General features: G+C 43.4%; 16 protein-coding genes, 1 pseudogene and 1 riboswitch. Of the genes and pseudogenes, 5 read left to right on the forward strand and 12 right to left on the reverse strand.

Annotated features, from left to right (window positions below; translation table 11 throughout):
* Positions 1-163: 163 nt before the first annotated feature.
* Positions 164-973: pseudogene (locus CKV69_RS09125) on the forward strand (IclR family transcriptional regulator).
* 75 nt (positions 974-1048) lie between these two features.
* Here CKV69_RS09125 and CKV69_RS09130 read toward each other — a convergent pair.
* The 10 genes from CKV69_RS09130 to CKV69_RS09175 all read right to left on the reverse strand — a co-directional run bounded on the left by CKV69_RS09130 (position 1049) and on the right by CKV69_RS09175 (position 10914).
* The gene (locus tag CKV69_RS09130; RefSeq protein WP_005717722.1) at positions 1049-1627 is read right to left on the reverse strand and encodes a TIGR00645 family protein; all 579 of its coding nucleotides are present in this window, start codon (positions 1625-1627) and stop codon (positions 1049-1051) included.
* 138 nt (positions 1628-1765) lie between these two features.
* The gene (locus tag CKV69_RS09135; RefSeq protein WP_005754787.1) at positions 1766-3070 is read right to left on the reverse strand and encodes an MFS transporter; all 1305 of its coding nucleotides are present in this window, start codon (positions 3068-3070) and stop codon (positions 1766-1768) included.
* Entirely contained in the window at positions 3060-3725 is a 666-nt protein-coding gene (thiE, locus tag CKV69_RS09140; protein WP_015691009.1) for a thiamine phosphate synthase, read from the reverse strand. The genes CKV69_RS09135 and thiE overlap by 11 nt, the downstream gene beginning before the upstream one ends.
* A gap of 9 nt (positions 3726-3734) precedes the next feature.
* On the reverse strand, positions 3735-4556 hold the full coding sequence (gene thiD, locus CKV69_RS09145; RefSeq protein WP_015702620.1) for a bifunctional hydroxymethylpyrimidine kinase/phosphomethylpyrimidine kinase: 822 nt from the start codon (positions 4554-4556) through the stop codon (positions 3735-3737).
* Complete coding sequence (gene thiM, locus CKV69_RS09150) at positions 4549-5352, reverse strand: hydroxyethylthiazole kinase (protein ID WP_016504554.1); 804 nt, start codon at positions 5350-5352, stop codon at positions 4549-4551. Before thiM ends, thiD begins: the two co-directional genes overlap by 8 nt.
* Before the next feature lie 486 nt (positions 5353-5838).
* The gene (locus tag CKV69_RS09155; protein WP_005723783.1) at positions 5839-6786 is read right to left on the reverse strand and encodes an ABC transporter substrate-binding protein; all 948 of its coding nucleotides are present in this window, start codon (positions 6784-6786) and stop codon (positions 5839-5841) included.
* A gap of 22 nt (positions 6787-6808) precedes the next feature.
* On the reverse strand, positions 6809-7462 hold the full coding sequence (gene tenA, locus CKV69_RS09160) for a thiaminase II (protein WP_015702623.1): 654 nt from the start codon (positions 7460-7462) through the stop codon (positions 6809-6811).
* Between the two features lie 72 nt (positions 7463-7534).
* Positions 7535-8287, reverse strand: coding sequence for an ABC transporter permease (locus CKV69_RS09165; protein ID WP_015702624.1), 753 nt, complete (start codon positions 8285-8287; stop codon positions 7535-7537).
* Positions 8277-9005, reverse strand: coding sequence for an ABC transporter ATP-binding protein (locus CKV69_RS09170; RefSeq protein WP_015702625.1), 729 nt, complete (start codon positions 9003-9005; stop codon positions 8277-8279). Before CKV69_RS09170 ends, CKV69_RS09165 begins: the two co-directional genes overlap by 11 nt.
* 80 nt (positions 9006-9085) lie before the next feature.
* A riboswitch (TPP riboswitch) is annotated at positions 9086-9189 on the reverse strand.
* A gap of 87 nt (positions 9190-9276) precedes the next feature.
* The gene (locus CKV69_RS09175) at positions 9277-10914 is read right to left on the reverse strand and encodes a DNA recombination protein RmuC (RefSeq protein ID WP_005754796.1); all 1638 of its coding nucleotides are present in this window, start codon (positions 10912-10914) and stop codon (positions 9277-9279) included.
* Between the two features lie 105 nt (positions 10915-11019).
* On the opposite strand from CKV69_RS09175, the gene CKV69_RS09180 reads away from it, so the two are divergent.
* From CKV69_RS09180 to aroE, 4 genes are read left to right on the forward strand one after another with little or no spacing between them, the layout of a single operon-like run.
* The gene (locus CKV69_RS09180; RefSeq protein WP_005723788.1) at positions 11020-11622 is read left to right on the forward strand and encodes a Maf family protein; all 603 of its coding nucleotides are present in this window, start codon (positions 11020-11022) and stop codon (positions 11620-11622) included.
* A 17-nt stretch (positions 11623-11639) separates the two neighbouring features.
* Entirely contained in the window at positions 11640-12197 is a 558-nt protein-coding gene (locus tag CKV69_RS09185; protein WP_015691017.1) for a DNA topoisomerase family protein, read from the forward strand.
* Entirely contained in the window at positions 12197-12748 is a 552-nt protein-coding gene (gene tsaC, locus CKV69_RS09190; protein WP_005723790.1) for an L-threonylcarbamoyladenylate synthase type 1 TsaC, read from the forward strand. The genes CKV69_RS09185 and tsaC overlap by 1 nt, the downstream gene beginning before the upstream one ends.
* Positions 12749-12751: 3 nt before the next feature.
* Positions 12752-13561, forward strand: a complete 810-nt coding sequence (gene aroE, locus CKV69_RS09195; RefSeq protein WP_015702627.1) for a shikimate dehydrogenase — start codon at positions 12752-12754, stop codon at positions 13559-13561.
* Between the two features lie 64 nt (positions 13562-13625).
* Here the strand turns inward: aroE and lsrK are convergent, their stop codons facing one another.
* Together lsrK and lsrR are read right to left on the reverse strand one after the other, a co-directional pair.
* On the reverse strand, positions 13626-15194 hold the full coding sequence (gene lsrK / locus CKV69_RS09200) for an autoinducer-2 kinase (protein ID WP_005754801.1): 1569 nt from the start codon (positions 15192-15194) through the stop codon (positions 13626-13628).
* 46 nt (positions 15195-15240) lie between these two features.
* A complete protein-coding gene (gene lsrR, locus CKV69_RS09205) occupies positions 15241-16206 on the reverse strand; it encodes a transcriptional regulator LsrR (RefSeq protein ID WP_025248547.1) in 966 nt (321 codons plus the stop codon).
* Positions 16207-16352: the final 146 nt, after the last annotated feature.

The raw sequence follows: 16352 nt of genomic DNA on the forward strand, positions 1-16352 counted from the left end.
AATTATAATCGGATTTATGCGGGTTAGCAAATTAAAAAGCAGAATAAAAAATACGATAAATCAATGAGATAGGAATTTTTAGCGCATTTTGTGATCAAGATCCCATTTTTATTTCTCCGATATCTATTTAGAATAGCGAAAGATAGAATCGATTAATTTTTGGATGGATGTGATGAAAGAAGAGGATAAAACGAAGAAAGCAGGCAGTAATCAAAGTCTGATTAGGGGCTTACTCCTGATAGATATTTTGAGTAATTTTCCGAACGGTTGCCCACTCGCAAAATTATCAGAATTATCAAATTTGAATAAAAGTACCACACATCGTATGTTGCAAACGTTACAGTCTTGTGGCTATGTAAAACCTGCAAATACGCTAGGGGCTTATCGCTTAACGACAAAATGTTTAACTCTCGGGCAAAAAACGCTGAGTTCATTAAATATTTTGAATCTTACCGCACCTTATTTGGAGCAGTTGAATTTAGAAACAGGGGAAACCGTTAATTTATCGACCCGTGATCATCACCATGCGGTCATGATTTATAAGTTAGAACCGACCACAGGTATGTTACGTACACGTGCCTATATTGGGCAGCGTTTAGAACTCTATTGTTCTGCCATGGGCAAAATTTTTATGGCGTATGAAAAAGGGCATGCGCTAGATGATTAATGGGAAAAGAATCAAGCGACGATTCAGCAACTGACCGTGAATACGATTGTGACACAAGAAGCAATGGCATTGGAACTGGCGAAAATTCGCGAATTAGGTTACGCCATGGATAATGAAGAAAATGAAAGAGGTGTCACTTGCTTAGCATGCCCTGTGTTTGACATTCATGGCAATGTCACCTATTCGGTTTCTATTTCCTTATCTACCGCACGTTTGAAACAAATTGGTCAAGACACGTTGTTGCGCCATTTAAAACAAACGACTCAAGCAATTTCACAAGAATTGGGTGCGGTTATGCCGAGTTAATCGCATAAAAGTAAAAAAACCTGTCAACACTGTGTATTGACAGGTTTTTGCTTTTTAGTCAGGTAGTGTAATGCCTTAATGTCCTTTATGGCTTGTGCTATACAAAATTTTATCGGTATATGCCATGGCAACCGCAGAAACCAAGAAACCGAGGTGCAGGAATAATTGCCACATCATGGTTTTTTCGTCCATATTGGCGGCATTGACGAAAGTTTGGAGTAAATGGATTGACGAAATACTAATAATCGACATCGACAGTTTCACTTTGAGGACTGAGGCATTTACATGACTAAGCCATTCTGGTTCATCAGGGTGATCTTTGGTACGTAACTTGGAAACGAAAATTTCATAGCCCCCGACGATCACCATCACTAGCAAGTTAGCAATCATCACTACATCGATTAAGTTCAGTACGGCTAACATGATCATATTCGCGTCCATACTTTGTAAATTAGTCATTAATTCCCATAAAGATTTCATGAATTTATAGGCATAAAGACCTTGTACGACAATTAATCCTAAATAAATAGGTAATTGTAACCAACGACTGGCAAAGATAATTTGGCTGATGACATTTGGCGCGGCTTGGCGTTGGCGTGACTTATGGCGTTTTTGTTTTGTATTGTGTTGTGAAGGTTGAATAGGTTGTTCCATATTTATTTATCGTTTTTCAGCTAAATCAAAAGAAGTGTGCAAAGTACCTGTTTTTTAGCCAAAGTTCAACGAATTTTTGTGTTAGCCACAAAATGAAATGTGATTCACCTTGAGGCAGGTAAATCACATTTAGGGTGATCAGTGGTGGCTGAGAGAAAGATGTTTCGTTTCTTTGATTTGCATAACTGCAAAGAAAGAGATTAGGGCATTGAGCGCTAAATAAATGCCCACACCAATCAAACCAACGTGCGCATTGATTTTCATTGCCACCATGGTCGCGACACTAGCGCCTAAAATGCCCGCGAGGTTATAGGCTAATGAGGCACCAGAGTAACGCACTTCCGTCGGAAACAGTTCGGGGAGTAATACGGCCATTGGACCAAAAGACATCCCCATAATGATAAAACCAACAGCTAAGAACATGAAAACGCTTGTTGCGCTTCCTTCGCTTAAAAAGAGGGGTAATGCCAGTCCAAAAAGGCAGGTGGCGAAACTGACCCACAGCATTAAGCGCCGGCGTCCGATTTTATCCGCATAAATGCCCGAGAAAACAATAGAAATGGCAAAGATCACCGAAGTAATTAATAAAAAAGCGGTGAAGGTTTTTGCTGGTAAACCTAATCCCATTGGATGCCCGGCGGGTGATAATGTGGTTGGGCTTTTGGCATAAATTTGGGCAAAGGCAGCTAAGATATAAAACAGCACATAGCCTGCAGTTGCTAAAAATACTCCACTTAGGAAAGGTTTAAGATGTTGGCGAAACACCACACGAACCGGAAATGCATGCGTTTTGCCTTCTTTTTCGACTTGAAAAAATACCGCACTTTCGTGAATTTTCGCGCGCACATACCAACCAATCGCAATTAATACCGCAGACGCAATAAAAGGTATTCGCCACGCCCATTCCACCAATGCCGCTTGTCCAAACAGTTGCCCAACCAGATAAAACGCAGCGTTGGCAAGTAATAAGCCAATCGGCGCACCGAGCTGTGGAAAAATACCATATCGTGCACGTTTTTCGGCGGGGGCATTCTCAATTGCCACTAAGGCCGCACCGCCCCATTCTCCTCCCAATCCAATACCTTGCCCAATTCGGCAAAGGCAAAGTAACACCGTCGCCCAAATTCCAATGCTTTGATATGTCGGCAGTAAGCCAATTGCTACTGTCGAAACGCCCATTAAGACCAGTGAGGCAATCAAGGTTTTTTTACGTCCAATTTTATCGCCAAAATGCCCAAATAATAAGGCGCCAATCGGGCGGGCAAAGAACGCCAATGCCAAGGTCGAAAGTGCCGCTAACTGATTGGAAACAGGATCATCGCCGTGGAAAAATTGTTGGTTAAACACCAAGACTGCTGCCATGGCATAAATGTAATTATCAAAATACTCAATGGCGGTTCCAACCATTGTGGCAAGGGCTACATTACGTGGATTATTGCGCATTACCCAGTAACTCCTTTACAGTTTTAGCAATATCGGCGGATTGTGTGATCGCGGAAATCACCGCTACGCCATTCGCGCCACGTTGGCGTAATTCCTCGGCAGTTTGTGCTGTCACACCGCCAATCGCCACGATTGGTTTGTCAATGCCGTGTGCCCGAATAGTTGACACAAAATCCACACCGACCACCGGTTTAGGATCTTCTTTTGATTGTGTGGGAAAAATAGGACCTGTACCAAAGTAATCAATCAACGGATTGGCTTGTGCTGCGATGCCTTGCTCAAGGGTATTGACGGAGGTGCCAATAAAACAATGACTATGGCAAAGTGCGGCAACATCCGCCACCGCCATATCCGTCTGCCCCACATGAATTCCATCTGCGCCAATGTCAATGGCTAATTGCACATCATCATTGACCACAAATGGCACCTGATATTGACGGCAGAGGTCGCGACATTGAATGGCTAATGCTTTGATTTTGTCGGGGTCTTGTAGGGCTTTTTTGCCTTTCTCACGGAATTGATAGCAAGTAATGCCACTTTGCAGCGCTTGTTGTAAAATGTTGAGTAAATTTTGGGCAGGATCACCGTCAAGATGTAAACAATCTTGTGTACCAGCGATGAAATATAAGCGCATAAAGGCGTGGACTGGTTTCATCTTTTCTCCTTAACGGCTTTTTTGATTACATTCAGCATAAGCCCAATGGTTTGTCGGTCCATGACCATGACCGATATTGAGCGGATGACTAATCGCAGCGGTTATAAAGGCTTTCGCGGTTTTTACTGCATCCACCACTTGTGCTCCTTTGGCTAATTCCGCGGCAATACAGGCTGAGAAGGTACAACCTGTCCCGTGAGTATGGCGCGTGTTAAAGCGCGGACTGTCGAAATGCAAGATTTCTGTTGGGGTTAACAACCAATCACGACAGACATCACTTTGTGAGTTTTCACTATGTCCCCCCTTGATCACCGCATGGCGTACACCCATTGCGCGTAATTTTTCTGCTGCTTCACAGGCGGTGTTATCATCGACAATGTTGATGCCTGTGAGTGCTTCTGCTTCGGGTAAATTGGGTGTGATAACTTCAGCTTTTGGCACCAATAAGGTGCGCAATGCCTCTACAGCATCAGGTTCTAACAAGGCAGCACCGCCTTTGGCGTACATGACGGGATCCAATACCATTCTGCCAAAATCATATTTTTTGAGTGCGTGAGCGATACATTCGATAATCGCTGTATTGCCTAACATGCCGATTTTGAATGCATTCACTTGGTAATCGTCTGCAATGGCTTTTAATTGCCCTTCAATAATATTCAATGGCACCGGATGAATATCATATACACCAAGACTATTTTGCACGGGAATGGCAGTAATGGTGGTCATGCCAAAAACACGTTGCATCTGGAAAGTTTTTAAATCCGCTTGGAAACCTGCGCCACCACAATTATCTGAGCCAGCGATGGTTAAGGCGATAGGAATGTTACTCATAAGAAATCCTTGCATATTGATTGATTGTTTCAAGTGAAAGGTGGGCAAGTTGATCCAGCAAGCCCACATAAAATTGTCCATGTTGTGTTGTTTTTAATCCTTGCGCAGCAAGTTCACCAGCAATGGCATAGGCAGTGCAAGCTTCTAACATGGCATCAAAATACTGTTCAGGTTTCGCTACCGCTAAAAAGGCACCACACACCGCACTTAATAAGCAACCTGACGCGGTGATTTTTGGAAATAAGGGCGTACCATTATGGATTTGCGCATGGTGTTCGCCATCACTAAGATAATCAGTCGCGCCGCTTATCATGGCAATGCATTGGTATGTTTTTGCCACGATATGCGCAATCTGTGCTAAATCGGCTTCGCCCGATCCCGCGTCCACTCCTTTCGCTTGCCAATTCACCTCTGCGATTGTCGCTAGCTCACCAGCATTACCACGAATGGCAGCAAATTTGACTTCTTTTAGTAGCCTTGCCACCGTTTGTTTGCGGAAGGTGATTGCGCCAACACCAACCGGATCAAGCACCACGGGAATACCTACTTCATTGGCTGTTTTACCCGCTAAGACCATGGCATCGACTTCTTTGCCCATTAAGGTACCAATGTTGATCACTAGCGCTTGGCTAAGACGAGGTACTTCGTGCATTTCTTCCATTGCCGCAGACATCAGCGGTGAGGCACCAATCGCTAACAGTCCGTTAGCGGAAAAATTCGCCGCTACCACGTTAGTGATATTGTGGATAAGGGGATTTTGGGATCGGATTTGTTGTAAGTATGTTGTGTTTAGCATGTTGTTTGTTACTTTTGGGTTAGGTTTTTGTATTATTTATCGGCTTTCGCCCGATGGGCGACCTTCTTTCTTTTGTTTGCCGAAAAGAAAGAAGGCAAAGAAAAAGGCACCCCCGATTAAGTTGCTGGACCTCATTTCACCCTCATTTTATTCATAGAATGTGAGCAGACTACGTACTACTACATTGGTGTCACTTTCCTAACAATCATGTTACCGTATGGGCAACGTACAGGTAGAAAGTGTCTTGTTACGTGTTTAATCAGAAACTTTCCAAAAATGCACCGCACTTTCGATTATCTTTGGGTGAACCACTTCCCCGTGTAAGTTGCCCGAAGGGAAAAGACATTTTTAAGAAAATAACGTTGCGCAACGAAGTGAAGACAACTTATTTTCTGTTAAAAAAATGGCTTTGACATGAGGACCAACAACTTAGTCGGGTCGCCTTTCTTTGCTTACTTTCTTTGGCGAAGCAAAGAAAGTAAGAAATCATTTAATCTCTACCGCATAATCGGATAATGGTTTCACCACTTTCGTCAACCCGTTCGCTTTCAGGAATTCTGCCATGCGCTCATAGCGGTGGCTATCTAACGCTCTTGGACGTAAAGCTAAACGGGGTAAAGTATCTGTCCACGCAAGACGGTTGAGATCATTGTTTAATTCTTTTTCCTTGTAAGCCACAAATGCCTCCCACGCGGCTTGCGGGTGATTTAAGGTATAGATGGTGGCTTGCTCAAGTGCGGTTAAAAATTTGCTGATTTTCTCTGTCGGCATTGTATTTTTATTCGCAACCAAAATGAGCTCATCGTACACTGGGACGCCATGTTCTTCCGGATAGAACGCCCGTCCCGGTTGTTTTTCTAATTTCATTTGGTTTAATTCAAAGTTACGGAAACCGCCGATTACAGCATCCACTTGACCACTTATTAATGACGGTGAAAGTGACCAGTTAACGTTGACCATTTCGATATCTTTATCCGTTAAGTTTGCCGAACCTAACATCGCTTTTAATAAGGAATCTTCGAAACCACTGACGGAATAACCAATTTTTTTGCCTTTTAAATCGGCAAGGCTTTTAATTGCACTTTTTTCTAACACAATTAAGCTGTTAAGCGGCGTTGCCACTAAGGTGCCAACACGGGTGAGTGGTAAATCTTCTGCCACTTGAATTTGTAACTGGGGTTGATAATCCACCGCTAAATCCGCTTTTCCTGCAGCCACTAATTTAGGTGGTAGAGAGGGATCAGCAGGCTCTACAATTTCAACGTCTAACCCCTGTTGAGCAAAATAGCCTTTTTGTTGTGCTACGATAATTGCTGCATGGTCAGGGTTGACGAACCAATCAAGTAATAAGGTGAGTTTTTCTTTGGCGGATACCGACAGGCTTACTCCCATGGCAAATGCGACAGTAAGGGTTTTTTTCACGAGTTTTTGCATTTTTTGTCTCCTTTTTTATTTTTTAACTTAAATCCAATCCCATTTGCCAAAACGCTGATTCCATGCGTGTGGCGGTATTAAAAATCTGTTGTAATTTAGCAAGCTGTGCTTCAGAGCGATCCGCACAAAGTGCATCTAAGGTAGCGATTGCGTTTTGTGCTGCATTTTGGAATTCTTCGCCAGAATAGGTATCAATCCATGCTTGGTAAGGGTTGTTTGCTGGGCTTTTGCCACTTTCTACAATATGCTTTGCAATCACGGCATAACCAATCGCACAAGGGGCTAGCGCGGTATAAAGTTCAGCTAAACCGCCCGTCATACCCGCATCTAAGACATAACGGGTGTAAGCCACACAAGCGGCAGATTCTTCCGTGCGAAATAAGGTGTTTTCATCAATACCCCAGCTTTCACAGTATTGAATGTGTAGCTGAATTTCATGTAACAGAGCACTAATGGCATCTTGTGCGGCTTTCATTTGTGCAAAGTTGTCTGCTTTGTAAATCCCTAAGGACAAAGCACGGTTATATTGAAATAAAAATAAATAATCTTGTTTTAAATAGTGCTGAAAACACGCTTTCGGCAAGGTACCATCGGCTAACTGTTGCACAAAAGGGTGGTGGATATAATCCAGCCAATAGCGCCCTGAATTGTTGATAAGTTGTTGTGTTGTGGACATGGTTTTTCCTTTTCTTGCTAAAACGTTTTTCAAATTGACCGCACTTTATCTGGCATCGCCATGATCTGTGTTTTATTTAATGTATTGCACCCAAGGTAGCCACTTCCTGAGGAAATAATCCACGCTGAAATACAAGACGAGGCTGATGACCATCAAAATTAATAAGGCAGAGAACATTAAATCCACCTGCATTCTGGCGTTAGCGTGTAACATTAAATACCCTAATCCTTGTGAAGACCCCACCCATTCGCCGACAATCGCGCCAATCGGTGCCACAGAAACGGCAATACGTAAGCCAGAAGCAAAGGAAGGTAGCGCGGCGGGAAGGCGCACTTTAAATAACATTGCGCTTGCTGAAACCTGCATGGTTTTTGCCAATTCCAACCATTGCATCGAGGTGTTACGTAAGCCGTCGTAACAGGCAGCTGTCACGGGGAAATAAATGATCAAAATCGTCATCACAATTTTAGAGGCTAACCCATAGCCAAACCAAAGCACCAGCAAAGGCGCAATGGCGAACACTGGAATGGCTTGGGAAATGACTAACAGGGGTAATAATAATTTAGATAAATAATCAGATGCGCTGAGTAACAGTGCGGAGATAAGCCCCAAAGACAAGCCAAGGAATAAGCCTAAACCAATTTCAAGTAAGGTAATTTGGCTGTGTTGCCACAATAAATCATAGCGATTGTGTAATTGCGCAAGCACATCATTCGGTGGTGGCAACATGTAGCGTGGAATGTCGAAAAAAAACACCGCACTTTGCCATAGCGCTAACAACATCAAGCTTAATAGCACAACATGGATAAGCGGCTTAATTTTCATGTTGCCCCTCAATCAGTTGTGCTAATAATTGTTCTTGTAATAGCCAAAGATCCTGTTGACCAAGTTGTCTTGGCGGCGCACTGCTAAGTTCGATAGGCTCAGACAAGCGAGCTGGTTGGTTTTTTAGTACATAAATCGTGTCGCTTAAACGGATCGCTTCTTGCGGATCATGGGTAATCAGCAACACCGTTTTATGCTTGAGTAGATCACAAGCCAGATCTTGTAATTGAATACGGGTGACGGCGTCCAATGCCGAAAAAGGTTCATCCATTAAAATGGTATTGGCGTCTTGCATTAACGTGCGCGCTAAGGCGACACGTTGACGCTGACCGCCAGAAAGCTGATAGCAAGATTTATGCCAGTGATTTGCCATTTTGACTGCGGTGAGCAGGGCTTTGGCTTTTTCCTCACTTTGTTTATTCTTTTTTCCTTGTAAGTGTAAATGCAATTGCACATTGTCAAGCACGGATAACCAAGGATAAAGCGCATCTTGTTGCGCCATATAGCTAATCTGTTGTGTGGGTGACAGTACAATTTCACCTTCCGTTATAGCGTGATTTTCTAATCCAGCAATGGCACGGACTAAAGTGGATTTTCCGATGCCTGATGCGCCTAATAGGGTAGTCCATTTCCCTTTAGGTAACACGAAATTAAAACCAGCAAAGAGAGGTTGCTGATTATAGCTTAGGCGTAAATCACGGATCTCAACGGCAGACATGGGCAGAAACCAAGAGGTTAGCGCTTAGCGTTGAAAAAATGAAATGAGATCGGAATGAAGAATGAAAAAATATGATCGGATTATTGGCATAATTAGTTTCCTACGTCAGTGTTAGCTGTATCAGGTTCACGGGTATCATCTCAGCTTTGTACAATTTGGTTACAAAGCACCCCGACTAAAGTGAAATAAGACTACCTTTTTTCGTCAAAAAGAGAAGAATTTTGTTAAAAAATTGTGATCTTTGTCACGGAATTAATCCTATGTTGCTTGTTTATTGTGCTGTGTTGTCTTTCTGTGGTTGTGCCTCTGGGGTATCGGCTTTAATCACGTCTAAACGTTCTGATTCTACGGCATGGTGTAGCAGTTCGACATTGGGCATGGTTTTGTTGGCTTTAGCAGAAAGATCTTTAAAACGTTCGACTTTACCGACCAGACCTTGCTGCCCAACCAATGCTGTCACGGTGCTGTTGTAATGGCTACTCGCAGAGGACAGGGTGTTGCCCAGTTTGCCTAAGCGTTCAGCAATGACACAGATTTGGTTGTAAATATCACCCGCCCGCGCGCTGATCTCTTTCGCTTCGGCATTGCCTCGCTCAATTCGCCACAAGTTTGCCACGGTGCGTAAAATTGGCATAAGGGTCGTGTGGGATACTAAAATGACGTTTTTCTCATAACCGTAATTAAACAACGTTGGATCCATTTTCATGGCTTCAATGTAGGCAGGTTCGACGGCAATAAACATCAGTACAAAATTCGGGCTACGCATGCCAATTAAATTGCTGTAATCCTTGCGTGAAAGGTCATCAATATGGTTCTTGATCGCTTTAATATGTTCTCGCAATTTATTTTGGCGTTTGAGATCATCTTCTGCATTGACCGCACTTTCATAAGCAACAAGCGACATTTTGCTATCGATGATTAAATGTTTGTTATCAGGTAAATTCAGCACAAAATCGGGGTAATTGTGTTTCCCCTCGCCGTCTTTGAAATGCGCTTGAGCGCTGTAATGTTCTCCTTCTAACAAGCCCGCTAATTGCAAGGCACGTTCCAGTTGTACCTCGCCCCAGTTGCCTAAGGTTTTCTTTTCACCTTTTAAGGCAGAGGTGAGGTTATCTGCTTGTTGCGACATATTTAAGCCGATTTCTAACACTTTTTTGATTTCTGCCTCTAAGCCGGCATTGCCTTTCACCGATTCAGAATGGATTTCATTGACCCGTTTTTGGAACCCTTCGATTTGTTCACGGAACGGTTTAAGCAAGCTATCTAGCGCAGTTTGATTGCTTTGGCTAAAGCTACGGCTTTTTTCGTCTAAAATGCGGTTAGCGAGGTTTTGAAATTCAGTGCTCAGTTGTTGCTTACTTTGTTCGATATGTTGTTGTTGCTCAGCAAAGTGTTTTTCTTTTTCGCTTAAGGTAGTTTTGAGTTCCGTCAATTCTTGCGAAAGTGCGGTCAATTTTGCCACTAATTCCTGATTTTCTTGTTCTTTACGGGTGAAATTGGCTTGGCTATGTTCAAGTTGTTTTGCCAAACTTTCCGCTTGAGCAGAGGCAATCCCAAAGCGTTCTTTGAGTGCGGTGATTTTTTCCGCAATGTCATTATGGCGAGCTTGTTCCTCATCTAACTCTTTTTGCAAATAGGCTAATTTGTCATCACGCTCAATCAAACGCACTTGTAAACCTTCTGCGGTGGTTTGATATTTCACCACATGTTGTTCCAATTGATTTTTGGCTTGTTGAACCGCCTCAAATTTGCTTAATAATTGATTAAAATCCTCAATGGTTTTATTGAGATCCTGTTGTAGCTCTTGGCTATCACGTTGACGACGCGCGCTGATAAAAAATAGCACCACGCAACTGATGATAAGGACAGCGATAATGAGCAAATATTGTGTGGTAGTGAGTTCAGACATGCGATTGACCATTTTTGAAGAAAGTTAATTAGCGTTTAAAGTATAAAGGAATCTGGTGGATTTATCCTAACAGGTTATAATCTTTTTTATTTAGTCGGTGATCTTATGACAGATTTTCAATTTTATCTTGCCTCTAACAGCCCACGCCGAGCGCAAATTTTACAACAGTTAGGTTTTCGCTTTGCTTTGTGTTGTTGCGAGATTGATGAAACCCCGTTGCCTGATGAAAAAGGTGCTGATTATGTATTGCGTATGGCAATCGAAAAAAACAACGCCGCACGCCAACAGTGGCAACAGGCAAAATTTTCGCAAAATAGACCGCACTTGCCTTTCCTTTCCGCCGACACATCGGTGATTTTAGGGGATAAAATTTTAGGTAAACCTAAAAATGAAGCTGACGCGAGAGCGATGTTGCGAGCCTTATCGGCGAGAACACATCAAGTGATCACAGCAGTATGTGTGGCAGATGAAAACCGAATGCAAACGGTGATACAAACGAGCCACGTGCGTTTTAAAGTGCTGACGGAAAAGGAAATTCAAGGCTACATAGCCACTGGTGAGCCGATGGATAAAGCTGGTGCCTATGGTATTCAACAACTTGGTGGCGTTTTTGTTGAACACATTGAGGGCAGTTTTAGCGGGGTGATGGGGTTGCCGGTGTGTGAAACGGTGGCATTGTTGAAAGCCTTTGGGGTAGAATTGTTTTAATTTCATTGAGGAACACCATGAGCGAACGCCTTTTTCAACACAAAAAACAACAAGAACATTGCCCTCGTTGCGATGCTGTATTACAGCTGAAGCAAGGAAAAAAAGGGTTGTTTTTGGGCTGTTCGGCGTATCCAGCATGTGATTATATTAAGCCACTTTCATTTCAATCAGAAAGTAAAATCATTAAAGTCTTAGAGGAAACCTGTCCTGAATGCCGACATCCTTTGGTATTGAAACAAGGGCATTTTGGCATGTTTATTGGTTGTAGCCACTATCCAGAATGCCATTTTGTGGTGCATGACGAACCCGAGGAACAAGCAGAAGAAACGATCCCTTGTCCCGATTGCCAACAAGGCGGATTGGTGGCTCGTCGTGGTCGTCAGGGCAAAGTCTTTTATGGCTGTGATCGCTTTCCTCATTGCAAATTTACCTTAGCGGCTAAGCCCTATTTGGTCGCCTGTCCAGCGTGTGGGAGTTCAGTTTGTACCTTGAAAAAAGAAACGGACACTCAGCGCACTTTTCAATGTGCGAACAAACGTTGTCGCCATATTTTTAACTCGGAAATCACATCTTAATGAACATTCAACAAATCGTCGAACAACTTAAACAAAATGAAGTCGTCGCCTATCCGACCGAAGCGGTCTTTGGTTTAGGTTGTAATCCCAATAGCGAAAGTGCGGTGCAAAAATTATTGGTGTTGAAACAACGCCCCGTCGAAAAAGGGCTGATTTTAGTCGCGCCTTGTTTGGACTATTTCTTGCCCTTTATAGACACCACAGCATTTAGCCAAGCCGATTGGGATCGTTTACAGGCTAAATATGATCGCCCTACGACGTGGGTTGTGCCAGCGAAAACGACGACGCCCAAATTTTTAACAGGACAGTTTGACAGCATTGCGGTGCGTTTATGTGATCATCCGGCTGTGAAACAGCTGTGCGAACAAGCCGGTTTTGCGTTGACTTCAACCAGTGCCAATTTGACGACTTTGCCACCTTGTCGTACGGCAGAAGAAGTCAAAACACAATTCGGGGCGGATTTTCCGGTATTGGATTTGCCTGTGGGAGAAGCAACCAATCCTTCTGAAATTCGTGATCTTTTTACTCATCAACTGTTTAGACAAGGTTAAACCATGGATAAATACGCGGTATGGGGCAATCCAATCGCCCAAAGTAAATCACCACAAATTCATCAAATCTTTGCCAATCAAACTCAGCAACAGATGGAATATGTGGCAATGTTAGGTGATGAACAAGATTTTGAACAGCAATTACGCGTTTTCTTTGAAAAAGGCGCCAAAGGTTGCAACATTACCGCGCCGTTTAAAGAACGGGCGTTTCAGTTAGCGGATCTTCACAGCGAGCGTTGTTTGACGGCGGAAGCCTGTAATACCTTGAAAAAATTAGACGACGGGCGTCTCTATGCCGATAACACCGATGGAGCAGGTTTAGTCAGTGATTTACAACGTTTAGGCTGGCTTAAGCCAGAACAGACCATTTTGATTTTGGGCGCAGGTGGCGCGACAAAAGGTGTGTTGTTACCGTTATTACAAGCCAAGCAACATATTGTGCTGGCTAACCGTACCTTAAGTAAGGCAGAGGATTTGGCACAAAAATTTGCGCAATATGGGCAAATCCAAGCGGTTGAGCTGGATAATATCCCCGTGCAATCCTTCGATTTAATCATCAACGCCACCTCATCAGGCTTGCACGGGCAAACGGTACAGATGAACCCTGAAATTTTGCAAAACGCTACCGCACTTTACGATATGCAATATGCTAAACAAGCCGATACGCCGTTTGTGGCGTTATGCAAACAATTAGGCAAGCAAAACGTCAGCGATGGCTTTGGTATGTTGGTGGCACAAGCCGCTCACGCTTTTCATTTATGGCGAGGGGTGATGCCAGAATTTGAGGCGTTGCTAGAACAAGAGGGGCTTTAAAAAAACTGCAAAAAAACACCGCACTTTTATACAAAGGCGGTGGTTTTTTGTTGCCAAGCGGGGATTAGAGACCCGGCGCTTTCCACAGCGAAGTGGTTAATCCGCTATCAACCAGCTGTAACTGTTTGGCATAGACATCAGCCCATTTTGCTTTATGTTTCTGATAAAGTTGATAATTCTCTGGATTCGGTTGGTGTTGACGTTCAAATTTGACTAATTTCTTGCCTGCTTCACTGAGTGACGGGTAGAGTCCGACCCCGACACCTGCAGCAATCGCACAGCCCAGTGCGGTGGCTTCTTTGACCACCGGGATATTTACTACTAAGCCGGTCACATCGGCGAGAATTTGGCTCCAAAGTTTGCCTTTTGATCCACCGCCAGCGAAGACGATGGAAGTGAGGTTGACCCCCGAGAATTTTTCTACTTGATCTAAGTTGTAAGAAGACACTATGGCGGCATTTTCTTCTAACGCACGGAATAAGACCGGTTTATTACATTTTTCTGGATCAATGGAGAGATTCACAAAAGACGGTGCCGCGTGATACCAAGATTTAAAGTGCATGGCATCGGAGAAAATCGGAATGACATCATTTGCGCCGACAGGCACACGTTCTGCCATTTGTTCTAATAAAGTATAGGTATCAATGCCTAAGCGTTCCGCTAGGATTTTCTCTTCTTGGCAAAACGCATCTCTAAACCAACGCATCGTTAAACCAGTAAAGAAACTAATGGATTCTGCTTGTACTAAAGGTGCAACAACATGGGGGTTAATCCGGACATTCATCTCAGGATCCGTGACGGGTTCAGGTAAATTGACAACTTGTTGCCAGAATGTTCCACCAATGACCGCCGCTTGAGATGGCTCTGTAATGCCTAATCCAATACAGCCTAATTGCACATCACCGCCACCTACTACGACAGGGGTGCCAGCATGTAAACCGGTTTGTTGGGCGACAAGCGTGCTGACGTTGCCGAGGATCTCACCGGTCTCTTTTACTGGAGTTAAAATATCGCTATTGAGCCCTGCCATAGCCAGTAGTTCAGGTGCCCATTGTCGTGTTTTGAGATTGAGTATGCCGGTGGTGCCTGCATTGGACGGTTCTACGGCAAGTTCACCACTTAGCATAAAGCCAAGCCAGTCACTGATCATGGTCATGGCTTTCGTTTGTTGATAAATATCAGGACGATGGTGGGCGAGCCACAATAAACGAGGAACCGCACTCAGGGCAAGGGTTTGCCCTGAAATGGCATACAATTTTTCTTCAAAGCGGTGATCACAGCGTGCTTTTAATTCATTGACTTCTTCTGTGGCGCGGGCATCCACATTACCACAAGCCCAAATCGGTTGTTTATTTTCATCATATAACACAATGCCTTCACGCATGGAACAGGTTGAGATGGCGGCAATCTGTTGTGCTGGAATCTGGGATTTTTGGAGTGCTTGTTGGATGCAGTCACAAGCAAGTTGCCAGTTCGTGTTGAGATCAAATTCCATTGATCCAGGAATATTGGGATCAGCGAGGTGCGTCCATTCCCGTTGGGCAGCGACAATTTGATTCCCGTCTAAGTCAAAAATGACCGCACGTACACTCCCGGTCCCAGCATCAAGTGCCATAAGATATTGATTGCTCATTGATTTCTCCTTTCGCTGTAAGGAAGTAAAAGGAGCTCTTATCGCATCACACTAAGGCGGCTAACATCATTCGAGCTGTTTTTTCTTCCGTTACTAATGAATTAATATGTTGTCCATATAAGGCACTTAGGATGGCTTCGACTTTGTCTTCACCACCCGCAATGCCAATCACATTTGGGATTTTTTTCAAATTATCGAGCGTGACGCTAATCAGTTCTTCGTGTAAGGGCATATCCGGCTGGAGCTGTCCGTCTTTTTGCATAAAGTAGCCGAGAATATCACCTACCGCACCTTGTTCACGTATTAAACGTTGTTTTTCTTCGGTAATGTAACCAGTGCGCAGCAATGTGGCTTGCCCTTTCTGGCGCGTGGCGCCGATGCCAACAATGGCAGCATCGGCATGACAGGCCGCAAGCATAATATCTCTAACACAGGCTTCTCGTTTAAAGAGCTTTGCTGCTTCAATCGAAGACGCGCGTAAAGGTGCGGGAATAATACTGACGGAACAAGAGCCATCCAACTGACCTATCCCTTTCATATAAGGTCCCACCCCACCAGATAACGTAATCAACTTCAGATGATTGTGTGTAATAAACTCATTACTGTGCTTAATCGTTTGCATAATGGTTTCACCAAAACCAATCGCTAAGCGCTGATTGGGCTTTAGCATCGACATCAGCATTTGTGATGCCCCAATCCCTAAACGTTCATTGATTTCGTTTTTTTCTAACGCCGGCAAAATACGTATGTGTTTTAACTGAAAATGTTCTTTCAGTGCTTCTTCTAATTCAAGGCAACCGGTAAAACGTGAGTTAATCTGGACTTTAATAATGCCTTGTTGTCGTCCTTTTTCTAATAAACGTGATACTTTTAAACGAGGTAAACCCAATTTATCACCAATTTCCCCTTGTGTGAGATTATCGTGGTAATAGAACCACGCAATTCGTGCAAGTAGCTCTTCTTCACTCATCGTTTGGCTAGCATCAAGGGTTTCAAATTTATTGTCTATCATAGTTATATTCTCAATGGCTTAATGCATTATTCATTTGTTTAATTTTATTATCAACTGTTCATTTTACTTTTTTATTTAATTGTGAGGAAGATCACTTTTTCATAATAAATAAGCAATTTTGCGCTATTTTATCACAACTTTTGATC

This window comes from Pasteurella multocida (genome assembly GCF_900187275.1).
GTDB lineage: Bacteria > Pseudomonadota > Gammaproteobacteria > Enterobacterales > Pasteurellaceae > Pasteurella > Pasteurella multocida.